At 69.7% G+C, this 14,800-nt stretch carries 13 protein-coding genes; 11 read left to right on the top strand and 2 right to left on the bottom strand.

Annotation, left to right across the window (positions count from 1 at the left end; all coding sequences use genetic code 11):
- Positions 1-57: 57 nt before the first annotated feature.
- A complete protein-coding gene (miaB, locus tag A5758_RS21740) occupies positions 58-1,551 on the top strand; it encodes a tRNA (N6-isopentenyl adenosine(37)-C2)-methylthiotransferase MiaB (RefSeq protein ID WP_197504023.1) in 1,494 nt (497 codons plus the stop codon).
- Positions 1,548-2,174: a hypothetical protein gene (locus A5758_RS21735; protein WP_067744321.1), complete on the top strand. Its 627-nt coding sequence runs from the start codon at positions 1,548-1,550 to the stop codon at positions 2,172-2,174. The genes miaB and A5758_RS21735 overlap by 4 nt, the downstream gene beginning before the upstream one ends.
- On the opposite strand, the gene A5758_RS21730 is transcribed toward A5758_RS21735, so the two are convergent.
- On the bottom strand, positions 2,171-3,532 hold the full coding sequence (locus A5758_RS21730; RefSeq protein ID WP_067744318.1) for a DUF349 domain-containing protein: 1,362 nt from the start codon (positions 3,530-3,532) through the stop codon (positions 2,171-2,173). The two genes, A5758_RS21735 and A5758_RS21730, sit on opposite strands and share 4 nt — an antisense overlap.
- Positions 3,533-3,768: 236 nt before the next feature.
- On the opposite strand from A5758_RS21730, the gene A5758_RS21725 reads away from it, so the two are divergent.
- The 8 genes from A5758_RS21725 (at position 3,769) to A5758_RS21690 (ending at position 13,201) form a co-directional block, all read left to right on the top strand.
- Entirely contained in the window at positions 3,769-4,080 is a 312-nt protein-coding gene (locus A5758_RS21725; RefSeq protein WP_067744315.1) for a hypothetical protein, read from the top strand.
- 74 nt (positions 4,081-4,154) lie between these two features.
- Positions 4,155-5,123 carry a DMT family transporter gene (locus A5758_RS21720; protein WP_067199352.1) on the top strand — a complete coding sequence of 323 codons (969 nt, stop codon included), beginning with the start codon at positions 4,155-4,157 and terminating at the stop codon, positions 5,121-5,123.
- A 33-nt stretch (positions 5,124-5,156) separates the two neighbouring features.
- Positions 5,157-5,846, top strand: coding sequence for a hypothetical protein (locus A5758_RS21715; protein WP_067744312.1), 690 nt, complete (start codon positions 5,157-5,159; stop codon positions 5,844-5,846).
- Between the two features lie 7 nt (positions 5,847-5,853).
- Positions 5,854-6,786, top strand: coding sequence for a tRNA (adenosine(37)-N6)-dimethylallyltransferase MiaA (gene miaA, locus A5758_RS21710; protein ID WP_067744717.1), 933 nt, complete (start codon positions 5,854-5,856; stop codon positions 6,784-6,786).
- A gap of 22 nt (positions 6,787-6,808) precedes the next feature.
- The gene (dapF, locus tag A5758_RS21705; protein WP_067744303.1) at positions 6,809-7,681 is read left to right on the top strand and encodes a diaminopimelate epimerase; all 873 of its coding nucleotides are present in this window, start codon (positions 6,809-6,811) and stop codon (positions 7,679-7,681) included.
- A 46-nt stretch (positions 7,682-7,727) separates the two neighbouring features.
- Positions 7,728-9,149 (top strand): GTPase HflX, encoded by a 1,422-nt coding sequence (gene hflX, locus A5758_RS21700; protein WP_067744300.1) that lies wholly within the window; start codon positions 7,728-7,730, stop codon positions 9,147-9,149.
- A 93-nt stretch (positions 9,150-9,242) separates the two neighbouring features.
- On the top strand, positions 9,243-10,403 hold the full coding sequence (locus A5758_RS21695; protein ID WP_067199338.1) for an acyl-CoA dehydrogenase family protein: 1,161 nt from the start codon (positions 9,243-9,245) through the stop codon (positions 10,401-10,403).
- Positions 10,404-10,996: 593 nt separating this feature from the next.
- On the top strand, positions 10,997-13,201 hold the full coding sequence (locus tag A5758_RS21690; RefSeq protein ID WP_067744292.1) for an LGFP repeat-containing protein: 2,205 nt from the start codon (positions 10,997-10,999) through the stop codon (positions 13,199-13,201).
- Between the two features lie 23 nt (positions 13,202-13,224).
- On the opposite strand, the gene lexA is transcribed toward A5758_RS21690, so the two are convergent.
- Positions 13,225-13,923 carry a transcriptional repressor LexA gene (gene lexA / locus A5758_RS21685; protein ID WP_067744289.1) on the bottom strand — a complete coding sequence of 233 codons (699 nt, stop codon included), beginning with the start codon at positions 13,921-13,923 and terminating at the stop codon, positions 13,225-13,227.
- Positions 13,924-14,211: 288 nt separating this feature from the next.
- Between lexA and A5758_RS21680 the strand changes: the two genes are divergently transcribed.
- Positions 14,212-14,706, top strand: a complete 495-nt coding sequence (locus A5758_RS21680) for a LysM peptidoglycan-binding domain-containing protein (protein WP_067744286.1) — start codon at positions 14,212-14,214, stop codon at positions 14,704-14,706.
- Positions 14,707-14,800 lie beyond the last annotated feature (94 nt).

Raw genomic sequence — 14,800 nt, 5'->3', positions numbered from 1 at the left:
GTGACGTGCGGTTTCTCGCCCGCCGACCGGTCGCCGTACCATGGCCCCGTGACTTCGATGGTGGCCCGAGATGTTTCGGGGGCGCGTACCTACCAGGTGCGCACCTACGGCTGCCAGATGAACGTCCACGATTCCGAGCGGTTGGCGGGTCTGCTGGAAGCGGCCGGTTACGAGCGGGCGGTCGAGGGGGCCGACGCCGACGTGGTCGTCTTCAACACCTGCGCGGTCCGCGAAAACGCCGACAACAAGCTGTACGGCAACCTCAGCCACCTGGCGCCGCGCAAGCGCGGCAACCCCGAGATGCAGATCGCGGTCGGGGGTTGCCTGGCCCAAAAGGACCGGGATGCGTTGCTGCGCAAGGCGCCCTGGGTCGACGTCGTCTTCGGCACGCACAACCTCGGATCGCTGCCCACGCTGCTGGAACGGGCGCGGCACAACAAGGTCGCCCAGGTGGAGATCGCCGAGTCGCTGCAGGAGTTTCCGTCGTCGCTGCCGAGCGCACGCGAATCAGCTTACGCCGCTTGGGTTTCCGTCTCCGTCGGGTGCAACAACAGCTGCACCTTCTGCATCGTGCCCTCGCTGCGGGGCAAGGAGGTCGACCGCAGCCCGGCCGACATCCTGGCCGAGGTGAGGGCGCTGGTGGACGACGGCGTGCTCGAAGTCACGCTGCTGGGCCAGAATGTCAACGCCTACGGGGTGTCGTTCGCCGACCCGGCGCTGCCCCGCGATCGCGGCGCCTTCGCGCGCCTCCTGCGGGCGTGCGGGGACATCGACGGTCTGGAACGGGTGCGGTTCACCTCCCCGCATCCGGCCGAATTCACCGACGACGTCATCGACGCCATGGCGCAGACGCCGAATGTCTGCCCCGCCCTGCACATGCCGCTGCAGTCGGGCTCCGACCGGGTGCTGCGCGCGATGCGGCGCTCGTACCGCGCCGAGCGCTACCTCGGCATCATCGACCGCGTGCGCGCGGCCATGCCGCATGCCGCCATCACCACCGACCTGATCGTCGGGTTTCCCGGTGAGACCGAAGAGGACTTCGCGGCCACCCTGGACGTGGTGCGGCAGGCCCGGTTCGCGGCCGCGTTCACCTTCCAGTACTCCAAACGGCCCGGCACCCCCGCCGCCGAGCTCGCCGGGCAGCTCCCGAAAGCCGTTGTGCAGGAACGCTATGAGCGCCTGGTCGAGCTGCAGGAGCAGATCTCGCTGGAGGGCAATCGTGCGCTGGTCGGCCAGACCGTCGAGCTGCTGGTCGCCGCAGGCGAGGGACGCAAGGACACCCGCACGGCGCGGATGACCGGCCGCGCCCGCGACGGGCGCCTGGTGCACTTCAGCGCCGACGACCGAATCCGACCCGGGGACCTCGTCACCGCGGTGATCACCCAGGCCGCGCCGCACCACCTCATCGCCGACGCCGGCGTCCTCAGCCATCGCCGCACCCGCGCCGGGGACGCGCACGCCGCCGGGCAGCGCCCGGGTGGCATCGGGCTCGGCATGCCCGCCGTCGGACCGCCCGCCGGCCCAATCGAACCCCTTGGATGTGCCCGATGAACGAAGAACACCCCGACCTCGACGCCCTGCGCACCGAAATCGAGGCCGCCGAGCGCCGCGTGGCGCGCGGATTCGACCCGGGCCCACGGGGGTTCGTCGTGGCCATCCTGGTCTTCGTGCTGCTGGGATCGTTCATCCTGCCGCACACCGGCGCGGTGCGCGGCTGGGACGTGTTGTTCAGCAGCCACGGGGCCGGCGCGGCCGCGGTGTCGCTGCCGTCGCGGGTGTTCGCCTGGCTGACGCTGGTGTTCGGCGTCGGCTTCTCGATGCTGGCGTTGGTCACGCGGCGCTGGGCGCTGGCCTGGATCGCGCTGGCGGGTTCGGCGCTCGCCGGCGCGGCGGGACTGTTGGCCATCTGGTCGCGTCAGACGGTGGCCGCGGGGCACCCGGGCCCGGGGGTGGGGCTGATCGCGGCCTGGATCATCGTCCTCACGCTGACCTACCAGTGGGCCCGGGTGGTGTGGTCGCGCACCATCGTGCAACTCGCTGCCGAGGAGCAGCGGCGCCGCGTCGCGGCGCAGCAGCAGTCGATGACGCTGCTCGACAGCCTGGACGACGGGCCCGACGCCCCGAACCGCCGGGGGGAGCCGAACGGCGCGGCCCCCGGGGATCCCGAAGCCTAGGGCTTGCGGGTCAGCGCCTCGGCGGCCGCCTGCGCCCACTGCCGCCACTGCTCGGCGTTGGCCCTGGCCTCTTCGGCCTCTTTGGTGCGGCCCGCCGCCGCGGCCTTCTGGGCCTGCTGCTCGTATTGTTCGGCACGGGTGCGGAACTGCTCAGCGCGGGCCTGCGCCTGCGGATCCGACCAATCGGCCTCGCCCGCATCGCGCACCTTCTTCTCGATCGCACGCAGCCGGCGCTCCAATTCGGCGGACCGTTCCCGCGGCACCTTGCCGATCGCGTCCCACTTCTCGGCGATCGACCGCAGCGCGGCCCTGGCCGCGTCGTGGTTGCTCGTGTCGATCTTCTCCGCCTCGGCCAGCAGCGCCTCCTTGGCGGTGGCGTTGGCCCGCAGCTCCGCGTCCTTCTCCGCCGTCGCCGCGTTGCGGGCCGCGAAGAAGATGTCCTGGGCCGCCTTGAACCGCCGCCACAGGGCGTCGTCGACGTCGCGGGCCGCTCGGCCCGCCGCCTTCCACTCCGTAAGCAGCTTGCGGAATTCCGCGCTGGTGGCGGTCCAGTCCGTCGAATCGGACAACTCCTCGGCCCGCTCGCACAGCCGTTCCTTCGCCTGCCGGACTCCCACCCGCTCCCGGTCCAGCTCGGCGAAATGCGATCCCCGCCGCCGGTTGAAGGCCTCCCGGGCCGCCGAATAACGCTTCCACAGCGCATCGTCGACCTTGCGGTCCAGGCTGTTGATGGTCTTCCACTCGTCGAGGATGGCGCGCAGCCGGTCGCCGGCCGCCTTCCACTGTGTCGAGTTGGCGCCCAACTCCTCGGCCTCGGCGGCCAGCGCCTCCTTCCGTGCGGTCTGGGTGGCGCGGTGCTCGTCGCGGCGGGAGCGCTCCTCGGCGACGGTGCTCTCGACCTGGTCGATGAGGCTGGTCAGCCGGCGCGCGAGCGCGTCGATGTCGCCCAGCACTGACGCCGTCGGCAACGTTTCGGCCAGTTCGGTGGCGTGGGCTTTGATCTTGCGGGCGTCACCGGTTCCGGCCGCCAGCCGCTCCTCCATGAGGGTGACCTCGGTGCTCAGGTCGTCGAAGCGGCGGCCGAAGTGGGCGAAGGCGGCTTCTCGGTCGCCGGCCTGCCAGGAGCCGACGATGCGCTCGCCGGCGGCGGTGATCAGCCAGACCGTGCCGTCGTCGTCGACCCGCCCGAACTGATGCGGATCGCTGCGCGGGGGCGCCGGTATGGGATGGGTGGTGGGCCGCGGCCCCGGACTGAGCGGCCGGGGCCCGGGACGTGGTCCCGGACGTGGCACCGGGCGCGAAACCGGTTGGGCCACCGGGTCAGCCGGATCTCCGCCGTGTGGTTCGTCAGCCGTCATGCGCTCGTCACCTACCCTTCGCGCGGTCGGTATTCCGCGCACCTGCCGCGCGTAGCGGCACCATCTGCTGCAGCCGCGGGCCTGCCGTCTCGGCTCTCCCAACAGCTGCTTAACAGTATTCAAGCAGCTTGGCGGCCCGTGCGCCGCCACCCTGATCTTCTCGTTCATACCCGCTGCATCCGTCCGGACGCAGCGGGTATGACGGTTGTCCGTACCCCGACTCGGACCGAGGAACCATGGCCAAGGCGGACATCGCCGCGTTGCTCGCGTTGGCGTCCGCGCTCTGCGCCAGAATGCTGGCGGTGGCGGCGCTGGTGATGACGGCCGCCGCCACCGTCGAGCTCGCTCGCGTCGACGCCTCCGCGACGCGCGACCGGGTAGAGGCGCGGCTCGGGACGCCGTCGCGCAACCGGCGTAGCCGGCCCGCCGTTGTAATCGAATCGCGGCGGTACCCACAGCACCTACTTATGTTGATGAAGTATCAACAGTGGGTGAACCGGTCAAAGAGCAATGACGTGCGCTACGTCATACAGTTGTTGCTGAACTGATCGCGAATTTTTGGTGTATTTCCCCGCACCCCAGGGAAAGCTGGTCGGGGCAGTCGTGAGGTGAGGGGTCGCTCATGTCGAAGGTTGATGTCGCGGCGCTGATAGCGCTGTGTGCGGCGTTGGCGTCCGCGGTCGGCGATGTGATCCGTCAGCGCTCGGCGCAGGAGATCACGGATAAGAAGGTCGGCCATCTCGAGCTGTTCCGCATGTCGCTGCGGGACACCCGGTGGTGGTTGGGCGGCCTGGCCGCGATCGTCAACTACAGCCTGCAGGCCGGGGCCCTGGCGTGGGGTTCGGTGGTGTTGGTGACCGCGCTGCAGGTGACCGCGTTGCTGTTCGCCCTGCCGATCTACGCGCGGCTGACCAAGCGCCGGGTGACCCGCTGGGAGTGGGTGTGGGCGGTGACACTGGCCGGCGCCCTGGCGGTGGTCATCATCGTCGGTGACCCGGCCTCCGGCCATCAGCGCGCGTCGGTGGAGACGTGGGCCATCGTCGCCGCGGTGATGGTGCCTTTGCTGATCGCGTGCGTCGTGGCCGCGCGAATCTGGTCGGGCAGCCCGATGGCGGCCGCGCTGCTCGCGGTGGTGGCGGGGTCGGCCCTGGCATTGTTCGCGGTGCTCACCAAGGGCATCGTCGAGGTGGGCGAGAACGGCCCGTTGGCCGTGCTGACAGCCCCCGAGTTCGTCCCCTGGCTACTGCTGGCGCTGACCGGGATGATCTTCCAGCAGTCGGCGTTCCGTGCCGGCGCGCTGACGGCCTCGATGCCGACGATGACCGTCGCGAAGCCCGTCGTGGCCGGGTTGCTCGGCATCTTCGTGCTCGGCGAAACACTGCACGCCGACGGGCCCAAGGCCTTCGTCCTGATCGCGGCGGTGGCGGTGGTGATCGTGGCAACGGCCGCACTGGCCCGCGGCGAGGCCGCGACGATGGTCGCGGAGGTTGGGCGCGACGACGGAAGCCTCACGCCGGGCGCGTGGTCATCCGAGGACGGCGACGCCGGCCCTTTTAACACCGGCCCCGTTGTCGCGGCGGCCGAGGCCTAAACGCACGCGTCGGCGAACCGTTAGTTTGGTGGCGTGCTCAGCGGCATTGCCATCGTTCCCTCGGCTCCGCTGCTGGTGCCCGAGCTCGCCGGAGCGGCCGCCGCGGAGGTGACCGACCTGACGGCCGCGGTGCTGGCGGCGGCCGCCCTATTGCCCGCGCGCTGGACCGTCATCGGGACCGCCGGGCGCGACGACGTTTTCGGCCCCGGCACGGCCGGCTCCTTCTCGGGTTTCGGCGCCGACGTGCGGGTCGGGCTTTCCCCGCAAGCCCCCTCCGCGGCGCCCGCCGACCTGCCCGTGTGCGTGTTGCTGGCCGGCTGGGTCCGGGGCCAGGCCCGGCCCGACGCGACCGCGCAGGCCCGCGTCTACTCCGCCGACCACGACGCCGGGACCGCGCTCGCCCAGGGGCGACGCTTGCGCGCCGACATCGACCGATCACGGGAGCCGATCGGCGTGCTGGTCGTGGCCGACGGCGCGAACACCCTGACGCCGGCCGCCCCCGGCGGATTCGACCCGGGCAACGCCGGCGCGCAGGCCGCCCTCGACGACGCGCTGGCAACCGGCGACGTCGCCGCCCTGACGCGGCTGCCGCGGCAGATCCTGGGCCGGGTCGCCTTTCAGGTGCTGGCCGGCCTGTCCGAACCCGGGCCGCGCTCGGCCAAGGAGCTGTACCGGGGTGCGCCCTACGGCGTGGGCTACTTCGCCGGCACCTGGCAGCTCTGAGGTGGCCGTGCGACCACTGGCGATCATCGGCCCCACCGGAACCGGCAAGTCGCAGCTGGCGCTCGACTTTGCAGAACGGGTCGAACGGCTCGAGGGATCCGCCGAAATCGTGAACGCCGACGCGATGCAGCTCTATCGCGGAATGGACATCGGGACGGCCAAGCTTCCCGTCGACCAACGCCGCGGCATCCCGCATCACCAGCTCGACGTCCTGGACGTCACCGAGACCGCGACCGTCGCCCGCTACCAGCGCGCGGCCGCGACCGACGTCGAGGCGATCGCCGCCCGCGGCGCCGTCCCCATCATCGTGGGCGGCTCGATGCTCTACATCCAGTCCCTGCTCGACGACTGGTCGTTCCCCGCGACCGATCCCGCCGTGCGGGCGCGCTGGGAACAGCGGCTGGCCGAGGTCGGGGTCGGCGAGCTGCACGCCGAGCTGGCTCGTCGCGACCCCGCCGCCGCCGCGGCCATCCTGCCCACCGACGCGCGGCGCACCGTGCGGGCGCTCGAAGTGGTCGAGCTGACGGGACGGCCGTACGCCGCGTCCGCACCCCGCATCGGCCCGCCTAGGTGGGACACCGCCATCGTCGGACTGGATTGCGAGACAACGATTCTGGACGAGCGGTTGGCCCGCCGCACCGACGCCATGTTCGACCAGGGCCTGGTCGGCGAGGTGAGCGCGCTGCTCGGCGCGGGCCTGCGCGACGGGGTCACCGCGTCGCGCGCCCTGGGCTACGCCCAGGTGATCGAGGCGCTCGACGCCGGGGGCGGCGCGGATCGGCTGCGCGACGCGCGGGAACAGACCTACATGGGCACCCGACGCTATGTGCGACGGCAGCGGTCATGGTTCCGCCGCGACCACCGGGTCCACTGGCTGGACGCCGCGGATAGCGCGCGGCTCGTCGACGAAGCCCTGCGAGCCTGGCGCCACGTATCCTGAGCAGGTGAATCGCGCGGCGCATATGATCTTCGCCAAGGGCCACGGCACGGAGAATGACTTCGTGTTGTTGCCCGATGTCGACGCGGCGCTCACACTTACCGCGGCCCGGGTGTCCGCCTTGTGCGACCGGCGGCGCGGGCTGGGCGCCGACGGGGTGCTGCGGGTGACCACCGCCGGTGCCGCCCACTCGGCCGGCGTGCTCGACCGGCTGCCCGATGGCGTGGACTCGGCCGACTGGTACATGGACTACCGCAACGCCGACGGCTCCGTCGCCCAGATGTGCGGCAACGGCGTCCGGGTGTTCGCACACTACCTGCGGGCCAGCGGGATGGAGTCCCGGGACGAGTTCGTGGTCGGGTCGCAGGCCGGCCCCCGGCCGGTCACCGTGCACCGCGTCGATGCGACGTATGCCGACGTCACCGTCGACATGGGCAAGGCCAACACGCTGGGCCCGGGCGAGGCGACGGTCGGCGGGCGCCGGTTTTCCGGCGTGGCGGTCGACGTGGGCAATCCCCACCTGGCGTGTGTGGATCCCGACCTGACCGCCGAGGAGCTGACAAGGCTGGACGTGGCGGCGCCGGTCAGCTACGACCACGCCCAGTTCCCGGAGGGGGTCAACATCGAAGTTCTCACGGCACCGGCCGGCGGCGCGGTGCGGATGCGGGTGCACGAGCGGGGCGTGGGTGAGACCCGCTCGTGCGGCACCGGAACGGTCGCGGCCACGGTGGCCGCACTGGCCGCCGGCGGGGCGGACACCGGCACCCTCACGGTGCGGGTGCCGGGCGGCGACGTCGTCGTCACCGTCACCGATGCCACCAGCTACTTGAGAGGACCGTCGGTATTGGTCGCGCACGGGGAGATCAGCGGGGAATGGTGGGACGCGCAGCAGCGTTAATTCGGGTGCACGACGCCGATCCGCCGTGCATCATCTTGTATTGCCTATGACACATCCTGAATTCTCCAATCCCGCTGTGCCGGAGCCAAGCACCGGCGAACTCGCCCTGGAAGAACGGTCGGCGCTGCGCCGCGTCGCCGGTCTATCCACCGAACTCGCTGACGTATCCGAAGTCGAGTACCGCCAGCTCCGGCTGGAACGCGTAGTGCTGGTCGGCGTGTGGACCGACGGCACCGCCGCCGACAGCGAGGCCAGCATGGCCGAGTTGGCCGCCCTGGCCGAGACCGCCGGTTCCCAGGTGCTCGAAGGGCTCATCCAGCGCCGCGACAAGCCCGACCCGTCGACCTACATCGGCTCGGGCAAGGCTCAGGAGCTGCGCGAAGTGGTGCTGGCCACCGGCGCCGACACCGTGATCTGCGACGGTGAGCTGTCCCCGGCGCAGCTGACCGCGCTGGAGAAGGCGGTGAAGGTCAAGGTCATCGACCGCACCGCGCTGATCCTGGACATCTTCGCCCAGCACGCCACCAGCCGGGAGGGCAAGGCGCAGGTCTCGCTGGCCCAGATGGAGTACATGCTGCCGCGGCTGCGCGGCTGGGGTGAGTCGATGTCCCGGCAGGCAGGTGGCCGCGCCGGCGGCAGCGGGGGAGGCGTGGGCCTGCGCGGCCCCGGTGAAACCAAGATCGAGACCGACCGCCGCCGCATCCGTGAACGAATGGCCAAGCTGCGCCGCGAGATCAAGGACATGAAACAGGTCCGCGACACCCAGCGCAGCCGTCGCCTGCACAGCGACGTGCCGTCGATCGCCATCGTCGGCTACACCAACGCCGGCAAGTCCAGCCTGCTCAACGCGCTGACCGGCGCGGGGGTGCTGGTGCAGGACGCGCTGTTCGCCACGCTGGAACCCACCACCCGCCGCGCCGAGTTCGCTGACGGGCGGCCGCTGGTGCTCACCGACACCGTCGGGTTCGTCCGGCACCTGCCCACCCAACTGGTCGAGGCGTTCCGCTCGACGCTCGAGGAGGTCGTCGACGCCGACCTGTTGCTGCATGTGGTCGACGGCTCCGACGCCAACCCGCTGGCCCAGATCAACGCGGTTCGCGCGGTGATCTCCGACGTCATCGCCGACCATCACGGCGATCCACCCCCGGAGCTATTGGTGGTCAACAAGGTCGACGCCGCGAGTGGCCTGACCCTGGCCAAGCTTCGTCACGCGCTGCCCGGCGCGGTCTTCGTCTCGGCCAGGACCGGCGAGGGCATCGACGCGCTCCGGCGCCGGATGGGCGAGCTGGCCGTTCCCGCCGATACCGCAGTGGACGTGGTGATTCCCTACCACCGCGGTGACCTGGTGGCCCGGCTGCATGCCGACGGTCGCGTGCAGCAGGAGGAGCACAACTCCGACGGCACCCGGATCAAGGCCCGCGTACCGGTGGCGCTGGCCGGGCGCCTACAGGAGTTCTCGACGCGCTGATCGGCCCGGCGACTGGACCCCGCCGGCCGCCTACCAACCGTCTGGTTGGTATATGTTGGGCGACAGAGTTTCCAGTCGCCGGAGGTCATCCACATGGGCAGTGCCGTCAAGTACCAGCGCTCTCTTTTCGAGGCGGAGCACGACCTGTTCCGCGAGTCCTACCGGGCCTTCCTCGATCGCCACGTCGCGCCCCATCACGACGAATGGGAGAAGGCGAAGATCGTCGACCGCGGCGTGTGGCTCGAGGCCGGCAAGCAGGGCTTCCTCGGCATGGCGGTGCCCGAGGAGTACGGCGGCGGGGGCAACCCCGACTTCCGGTACAACACGATCATCACCGAGGAGACCACCGCCGGTCGCTATAGCGGGATCGGCTTCGGCCTGCACAACGACATCGTGGCGCCGTACCTGTTGGCCCTGGCCACCGAAGAGCAGAAGCAACGCTGGCTGCCGAAGTTCTGCACCGGCGAGATCATCACGGCGATCGCGATGACCGAGCCGGGAACCGGCAGCGACCTGCAGGGCATCAAGACCCGTGCGGTCAAGCAGGGCGACCACTACGTGCTCAACGGCGCAAAGACGTTCATCACCAACGGAATCAACGCCGACTTGGTGATTGTCGTGGCGCAGACCGATCCCGACAAAGGGGCGCAGGGCTTTTCGTTGCTCGTCGTCGAACGTGGCATGGAGGGTTTCGAACGCGGCCGGCACTTGAACAAGATCGGGCTGGACGCGCAGGACACCGCCGAGTTGTCGTTCACGGATGTCAAGGTGCCCGCCGAAAACCTGCTGGGGCAGGAGGGCATGGGATTCATCTACCTGATGCAGAACCTGCCGCAGGAGCGGATTTCGATCGCCATCATGGCGGCCGCGGCAATGGAGCAGGTGCTGGAAGAAACCCTGCAATACACAAAGGAACGCAAGGCATTTAACAAGCCGATCGGCAGCTTCCAGAACAGCCGCTTCGTGCTCGCCGAGCTGGCGACCGAGGCGACGGTGGTGCGCATGATGGTCGACGAGTTCATCCGGCTGCACCTGGACAAGAAGCTGACGGCGGAGCAAGCGGCGATGGCCAAGTGGTACTCCACCGAAAAGCAGGTGCACCTGATCGACCGTTGCCTGCAACTGCACGGCGGCTACGGCTACATGCGCGAATACCCCGTCGCCCGTGCGTATTTGGACGCGCGGGTGCAGACCATCTACGGCGGAACGACCGAGATCATGAAAGAGATCATCGGACGCAGCCTCGGGGTCTAGCGCTAACACGTTGGTCGACAACGCCATCGGCCGGCCAATTCGCACTCTGACGGCAAACCTCATCAATGCCCGGCGCGCGGGGCGATTTTTCGGATAGATCGGTGAAGAGTTAATGGCTTCACGTACCGTCGGCACATGTGTTCGGGGTATGTCGCCCGCGTAATGGCGCACCGTCGAGCCGAAAAGCGCGACGCCGCTGACGACCCCGGTAGGTCCGACAACACCCGCGGGCGCGCAGTCGCAGCGCGCGACGGCAGCCGTGCGCGATTGCGCAGGCGGGCGTCGGGTCCGGGGTGGGGCACCAATACCCATACGTCGCGCGACCGATGCTGCTGCCGGTCGCGATTTGAGCGTGGCTCTGCATCATTTCGACATCGGCGTGGTATCCGTTTTTGTAATATTCGTGATTTGACTTCGCATTTTTCGTTCGCGGGAGCAAAGTTATGCGCGCCCGGCGATAATGCGGATCGGAACGGGGTTGTTTCCCCGCGGTCGGACTACGGCCCGCCTGCCGGCTGTGCAGGCACGGGCCTAGCCGCTGACAGGGGCATGGCCGTCGGCTGGGAGGCTTGGTGAACGGGCAGAGAGGTCACATGCGCAGGCTGGTCGGGAGCGCGCTGGTCACCTTGACCGCCACGGCAATAGCCGTCGGCTTGCTGGCGCCGCCGGCAGCGGCGTCTCCCATCGGCGACGCCGAGGCGGCCATGATGGCGGCCTGGGAGAAGGCCGGCGGTGACGGTTCACCCCTGGGCGCCCGGAAGGGCGATGTGTATCCCGCCGGGGATGGTTTCGCGCTGGACTTCGACGGCGGCAAGATGTTCTTCACCCCGGCGACCGGCGCCAAATTCGTCTACGGGCCGATCCTGGACAAATACGAGATGCTGGGCGGGCCTGTAGGCAGCGATCTGGGCTTTCCCGCCATCAACGAAGTGCCCGGCCTCGCCGGGCCCGACAGCCGCGTGAGCACCTTCTCCGCCAGCGACAAGCCGGTGATCTTCTGGACGCCCGAACACGGCGCGTTCGTGGTGCGCGGCGCGATCAACGCCGCCTGGGACAAGCTGGGCAGTTCGGGCGGCGTCCTCGGCGTCCCGGTCGGCGACGAAACGTACAACGGCGAGGTGTCCGCCCAGAAGTTCAGCGGCGGCCAGGTCTCGTGGAACAGGCAGACGAAACAGTTCTCCACCGAGCCGCCCGCACTGGCCGACCAGTTGAAGGGCCTGCAGGTTGCGATCGATCCCACCGCGGCCATCAACATGGCCTGGCGCGCGGCCGGCGGGCCCAATGGGCCGTTGGGGGTGAAGAAGGGGACGCAATATCCGATCGGCGGCGACGGAATCGTCCAGGACTTCGCCAACGGCAAGGTCTATTTCAGCCCCGCCACCGGCGCGAACGCCGTCGAGACCGACATCCTGGCCAAGTACGAGTCGCTCGGCGGACCCGCCGGCAGCGACCTGGGTTTCCCCACCGCCAACGAATCCGACGGCGGCATCCCGTCCAGCCGCATGGTCACGTTCTCCGGCGCCGACAAACCGGTGATCTTCTGGACGTCGGAGCGCGGCGCGTTCGTGGTGCGCGGCGCCATGAAGGCGGCGTGGGACAAACTCCGCGGACCGACCGGCAAGCTGGGCGCGCCCGTCGGCGACCAGGCCGTCGACGGCGACGTCGTCTCCCAGCAGTTCGCCGGCGGCAAGATCTCGTGGAACCGGGCGAAGAACACGTTCAGCACGGATCCCGCCAACCTTGCGCCGCTGCTGTCCGGCCTGCAGGTGTCTGGCCAGAACCAGCCGAGCAACTCGGCGATGCCCACCCACGCCAAGAAGTTCACGTGGCAGTGGTGGTGGCTGCTGGCCGCCATCCCGGTGCTGGTGCTGGTCGTCGTGGCGGGGTTGCTCGCGATCGGTTGGCGTCGGCGTCGCGCCATACGCGAGGATGCCGGCTACGAGCCTCCCCGCGACCTCGATGCCGGTTATGACGCCGGCGCCGAGCGGCAGTGGGAACGTGACGATGTCACCACCGAGCATTTCGCGCATCAGCCGGAAGCGCCCGAGGCGGCCGGCCGGGTCAGCTGGCGGCGCGGCGGCACCGAAGAGGATTCATTCGAGCAGGACCCCGACGCGGTGGACACCGACTCCTTCTCCGCGGTCTCGCCGGCGGCCCTGTCGGGGGCCGGCTACCCCGAAACGGAGACCGAATACGCCGAATCCGATTACGCCGAATCGGATTACGCCGACGGGGAATACGCGGACGAGGATTACGCCGAGGTCGAGTACGCCGACGATGAGCGGGAGTCCGCCTACGCGGACGCCGCCCGCGGGGACGATGACCATGTGGAGGCCGAATACCTCGACCTCGCCGTGGCGCCAACGCCCCCGGCCCCCGAGTTCGGCGCCGGTGGCCCCGACGTCGCCGCCCCCGAGGGCGAGTATCCGGATGTTGCGGTCACGCACGTCCCGGCGGACGTCGCCGAGGCCCCCACTCCAGAGGCCGCCGCTCCGGAAGCCGCCGCGCCGGAAGCCGTCGCGCTGGCGGCTGCCGCCGCATCCGAGCAGCGCAGCGGGCGGCACGCGGCCACCGATGACGAGGACACCGCCGGGGGGGCCGGCCCAGCCGGGCGCCCGACCATCCACCTACCGCTCGACGATCCCTATCAGGTGCCCGACGGATACCCGATCAAGGCGAGCGCCCGCTTCGGGCTGTACTACACACCGGGCAGCGAGCTCTACCACGACACGCTCGCCGAAATCTGGTTGTCCAGCGAAGAAGTGGCGCAGGCCAACGGCTTCGTCAAGGCGGACTGAGCCGGCCGGAAGTCCGCGACGGGCTAGACCTTGCGGATCACCGTGACGACCTTGCCGAGCACGGTCGCGTCATTGCCGGGAATGGGATCGAACGCGGGGTTGTGCGGCATCAGCCATACCTGACCGCCGGCGCGCTTGAACGTCTTAACGGTGGCCTCCCCGTCGAGCATGGCCGCGACGATGTCGCCGTTGTCGGCGACGTTCTGCTGGCGCACCACCACCCAGTCGCCGTCGCAGATCGCCGCCTCGATCATGGAGTCGCCGACGACCTTGAGCAGGAAGAGCGTGCCCTCGCCGACCAGCTCGCGCGGCAGCGGGAAGACGTCCTCGACCGCCTCCTCGGCGAGGATGGGGCCACCGGCCGCGATGCGCCCGAGAACCGGAACGAACGTCGGCTCCGGCAGGGCGTCCGAGCCGGCGACGTCGGTGGTGCGGGCCGCCACCTCGTCGTCGGCGCCGCGGACGTCCACCGCCCGTGGGCGGTTCGGGTCGCGACGCAGGTATCCCTTGCGCTCCAGGGTGCGCAGTTGATGAGCCACCGACGAGGTCGACGTCAGACCGACGGCGTCGCCGATCTCCCGGATGCTCGGCGGATAACCGCGACTGGTGACCGACGCGCGAATGACGTTCAGAATCGTGCGTTGCCGTTCGGTCAGCGATGAATCCACGGCGCGCAGCCGACCGTCCGCGCTGGCCGATGAAGTGTCGTTGCTGTCGCTCATGGCACTGAATGTAACCCCATGGCGGCCGAGAATCAAACATGTGTTCGACTAGCGTGTCGCGCCGCGGGCGGCCGCAAACCCACCCGTCGAAGTCGTTAATCACAAAGGTGTAACTCTTCGGCAGATCGGGTATTTCAGCCGCATGTCAGCTCTAGCGACCACGGACTTGTCGGTGGCGGGGTCTAGCGTTCGACTCGTGCGACACGCTTCGCTCACATGTTCGGATTTCGAACACACGAGCGATACAGTCGAACAGCTGAGCGAATCAAGTTGACCGGAGGAACGCAGATGACAACCATCCACACGCTGGCGCCGCGTACCAGCAGCCCTCGGCGTCCGGTCAACGGACCGGTCCAGGGGCTTCGTTACGGCCGGGACGGGCTGGCCCGTTCCCGCCGGCCCGGTCCGTCGAGGCCGGCGGGCGCGCCCACGCGTTATTACGGCACCGGCGTCGCGATGTCCGCCGCGCCGCATCGCAAGCGTCCCGTCACGGTGGCGACCACCGTCTGGTTGGCGCTGGCGGCCGGCGCGATCACGCTGTGGCTGGGCCTCGTCGGGAACGTCGGTCAGGTGCTCAACGGCGACGCCGGGAGTTCGGCTGCTCACGTACCCGACCGATTGGCCGTGGTCCGCGTCGAGGCGGGGGAGTCGCTGCAAGACGTCGCTCACCGGGTGGCGCCCGACGCGCCGGCGCGCCAGGTTGCCGACCGCATCCGCGAACTCAACGCCATGAACTCACCGACGCTGGTGGCGGGCCAAACGCTGATCGCCCCGGTCGGCTGACCACCGCCCTCGCTGGGGCCGGCTGCATTCGCCGCGCAGGTGAGGGCACGGGTACGCTCGTGCTGCGGTACCTGGTGTTTGTCGGCACGGCGAA

Origin of the sequence: Mycobacterium sp. 852014-50255_SCH5639931, from assembly GCF_001665605.1 — a bacterium.
GTDB classification, from domain to species: domain Bacteria; phylum Actinomycetota; class Actinomycetes; order Mycobacteriales; family Mycobacteriaceae; genus Mycobacterium; species Mycobacterium paraffinicum.
The sequence above is the reverse complement of the archived record's forward strand: the minus strand, read 5'-3'. Positions and strand labels throughout refer to the sequence as shown.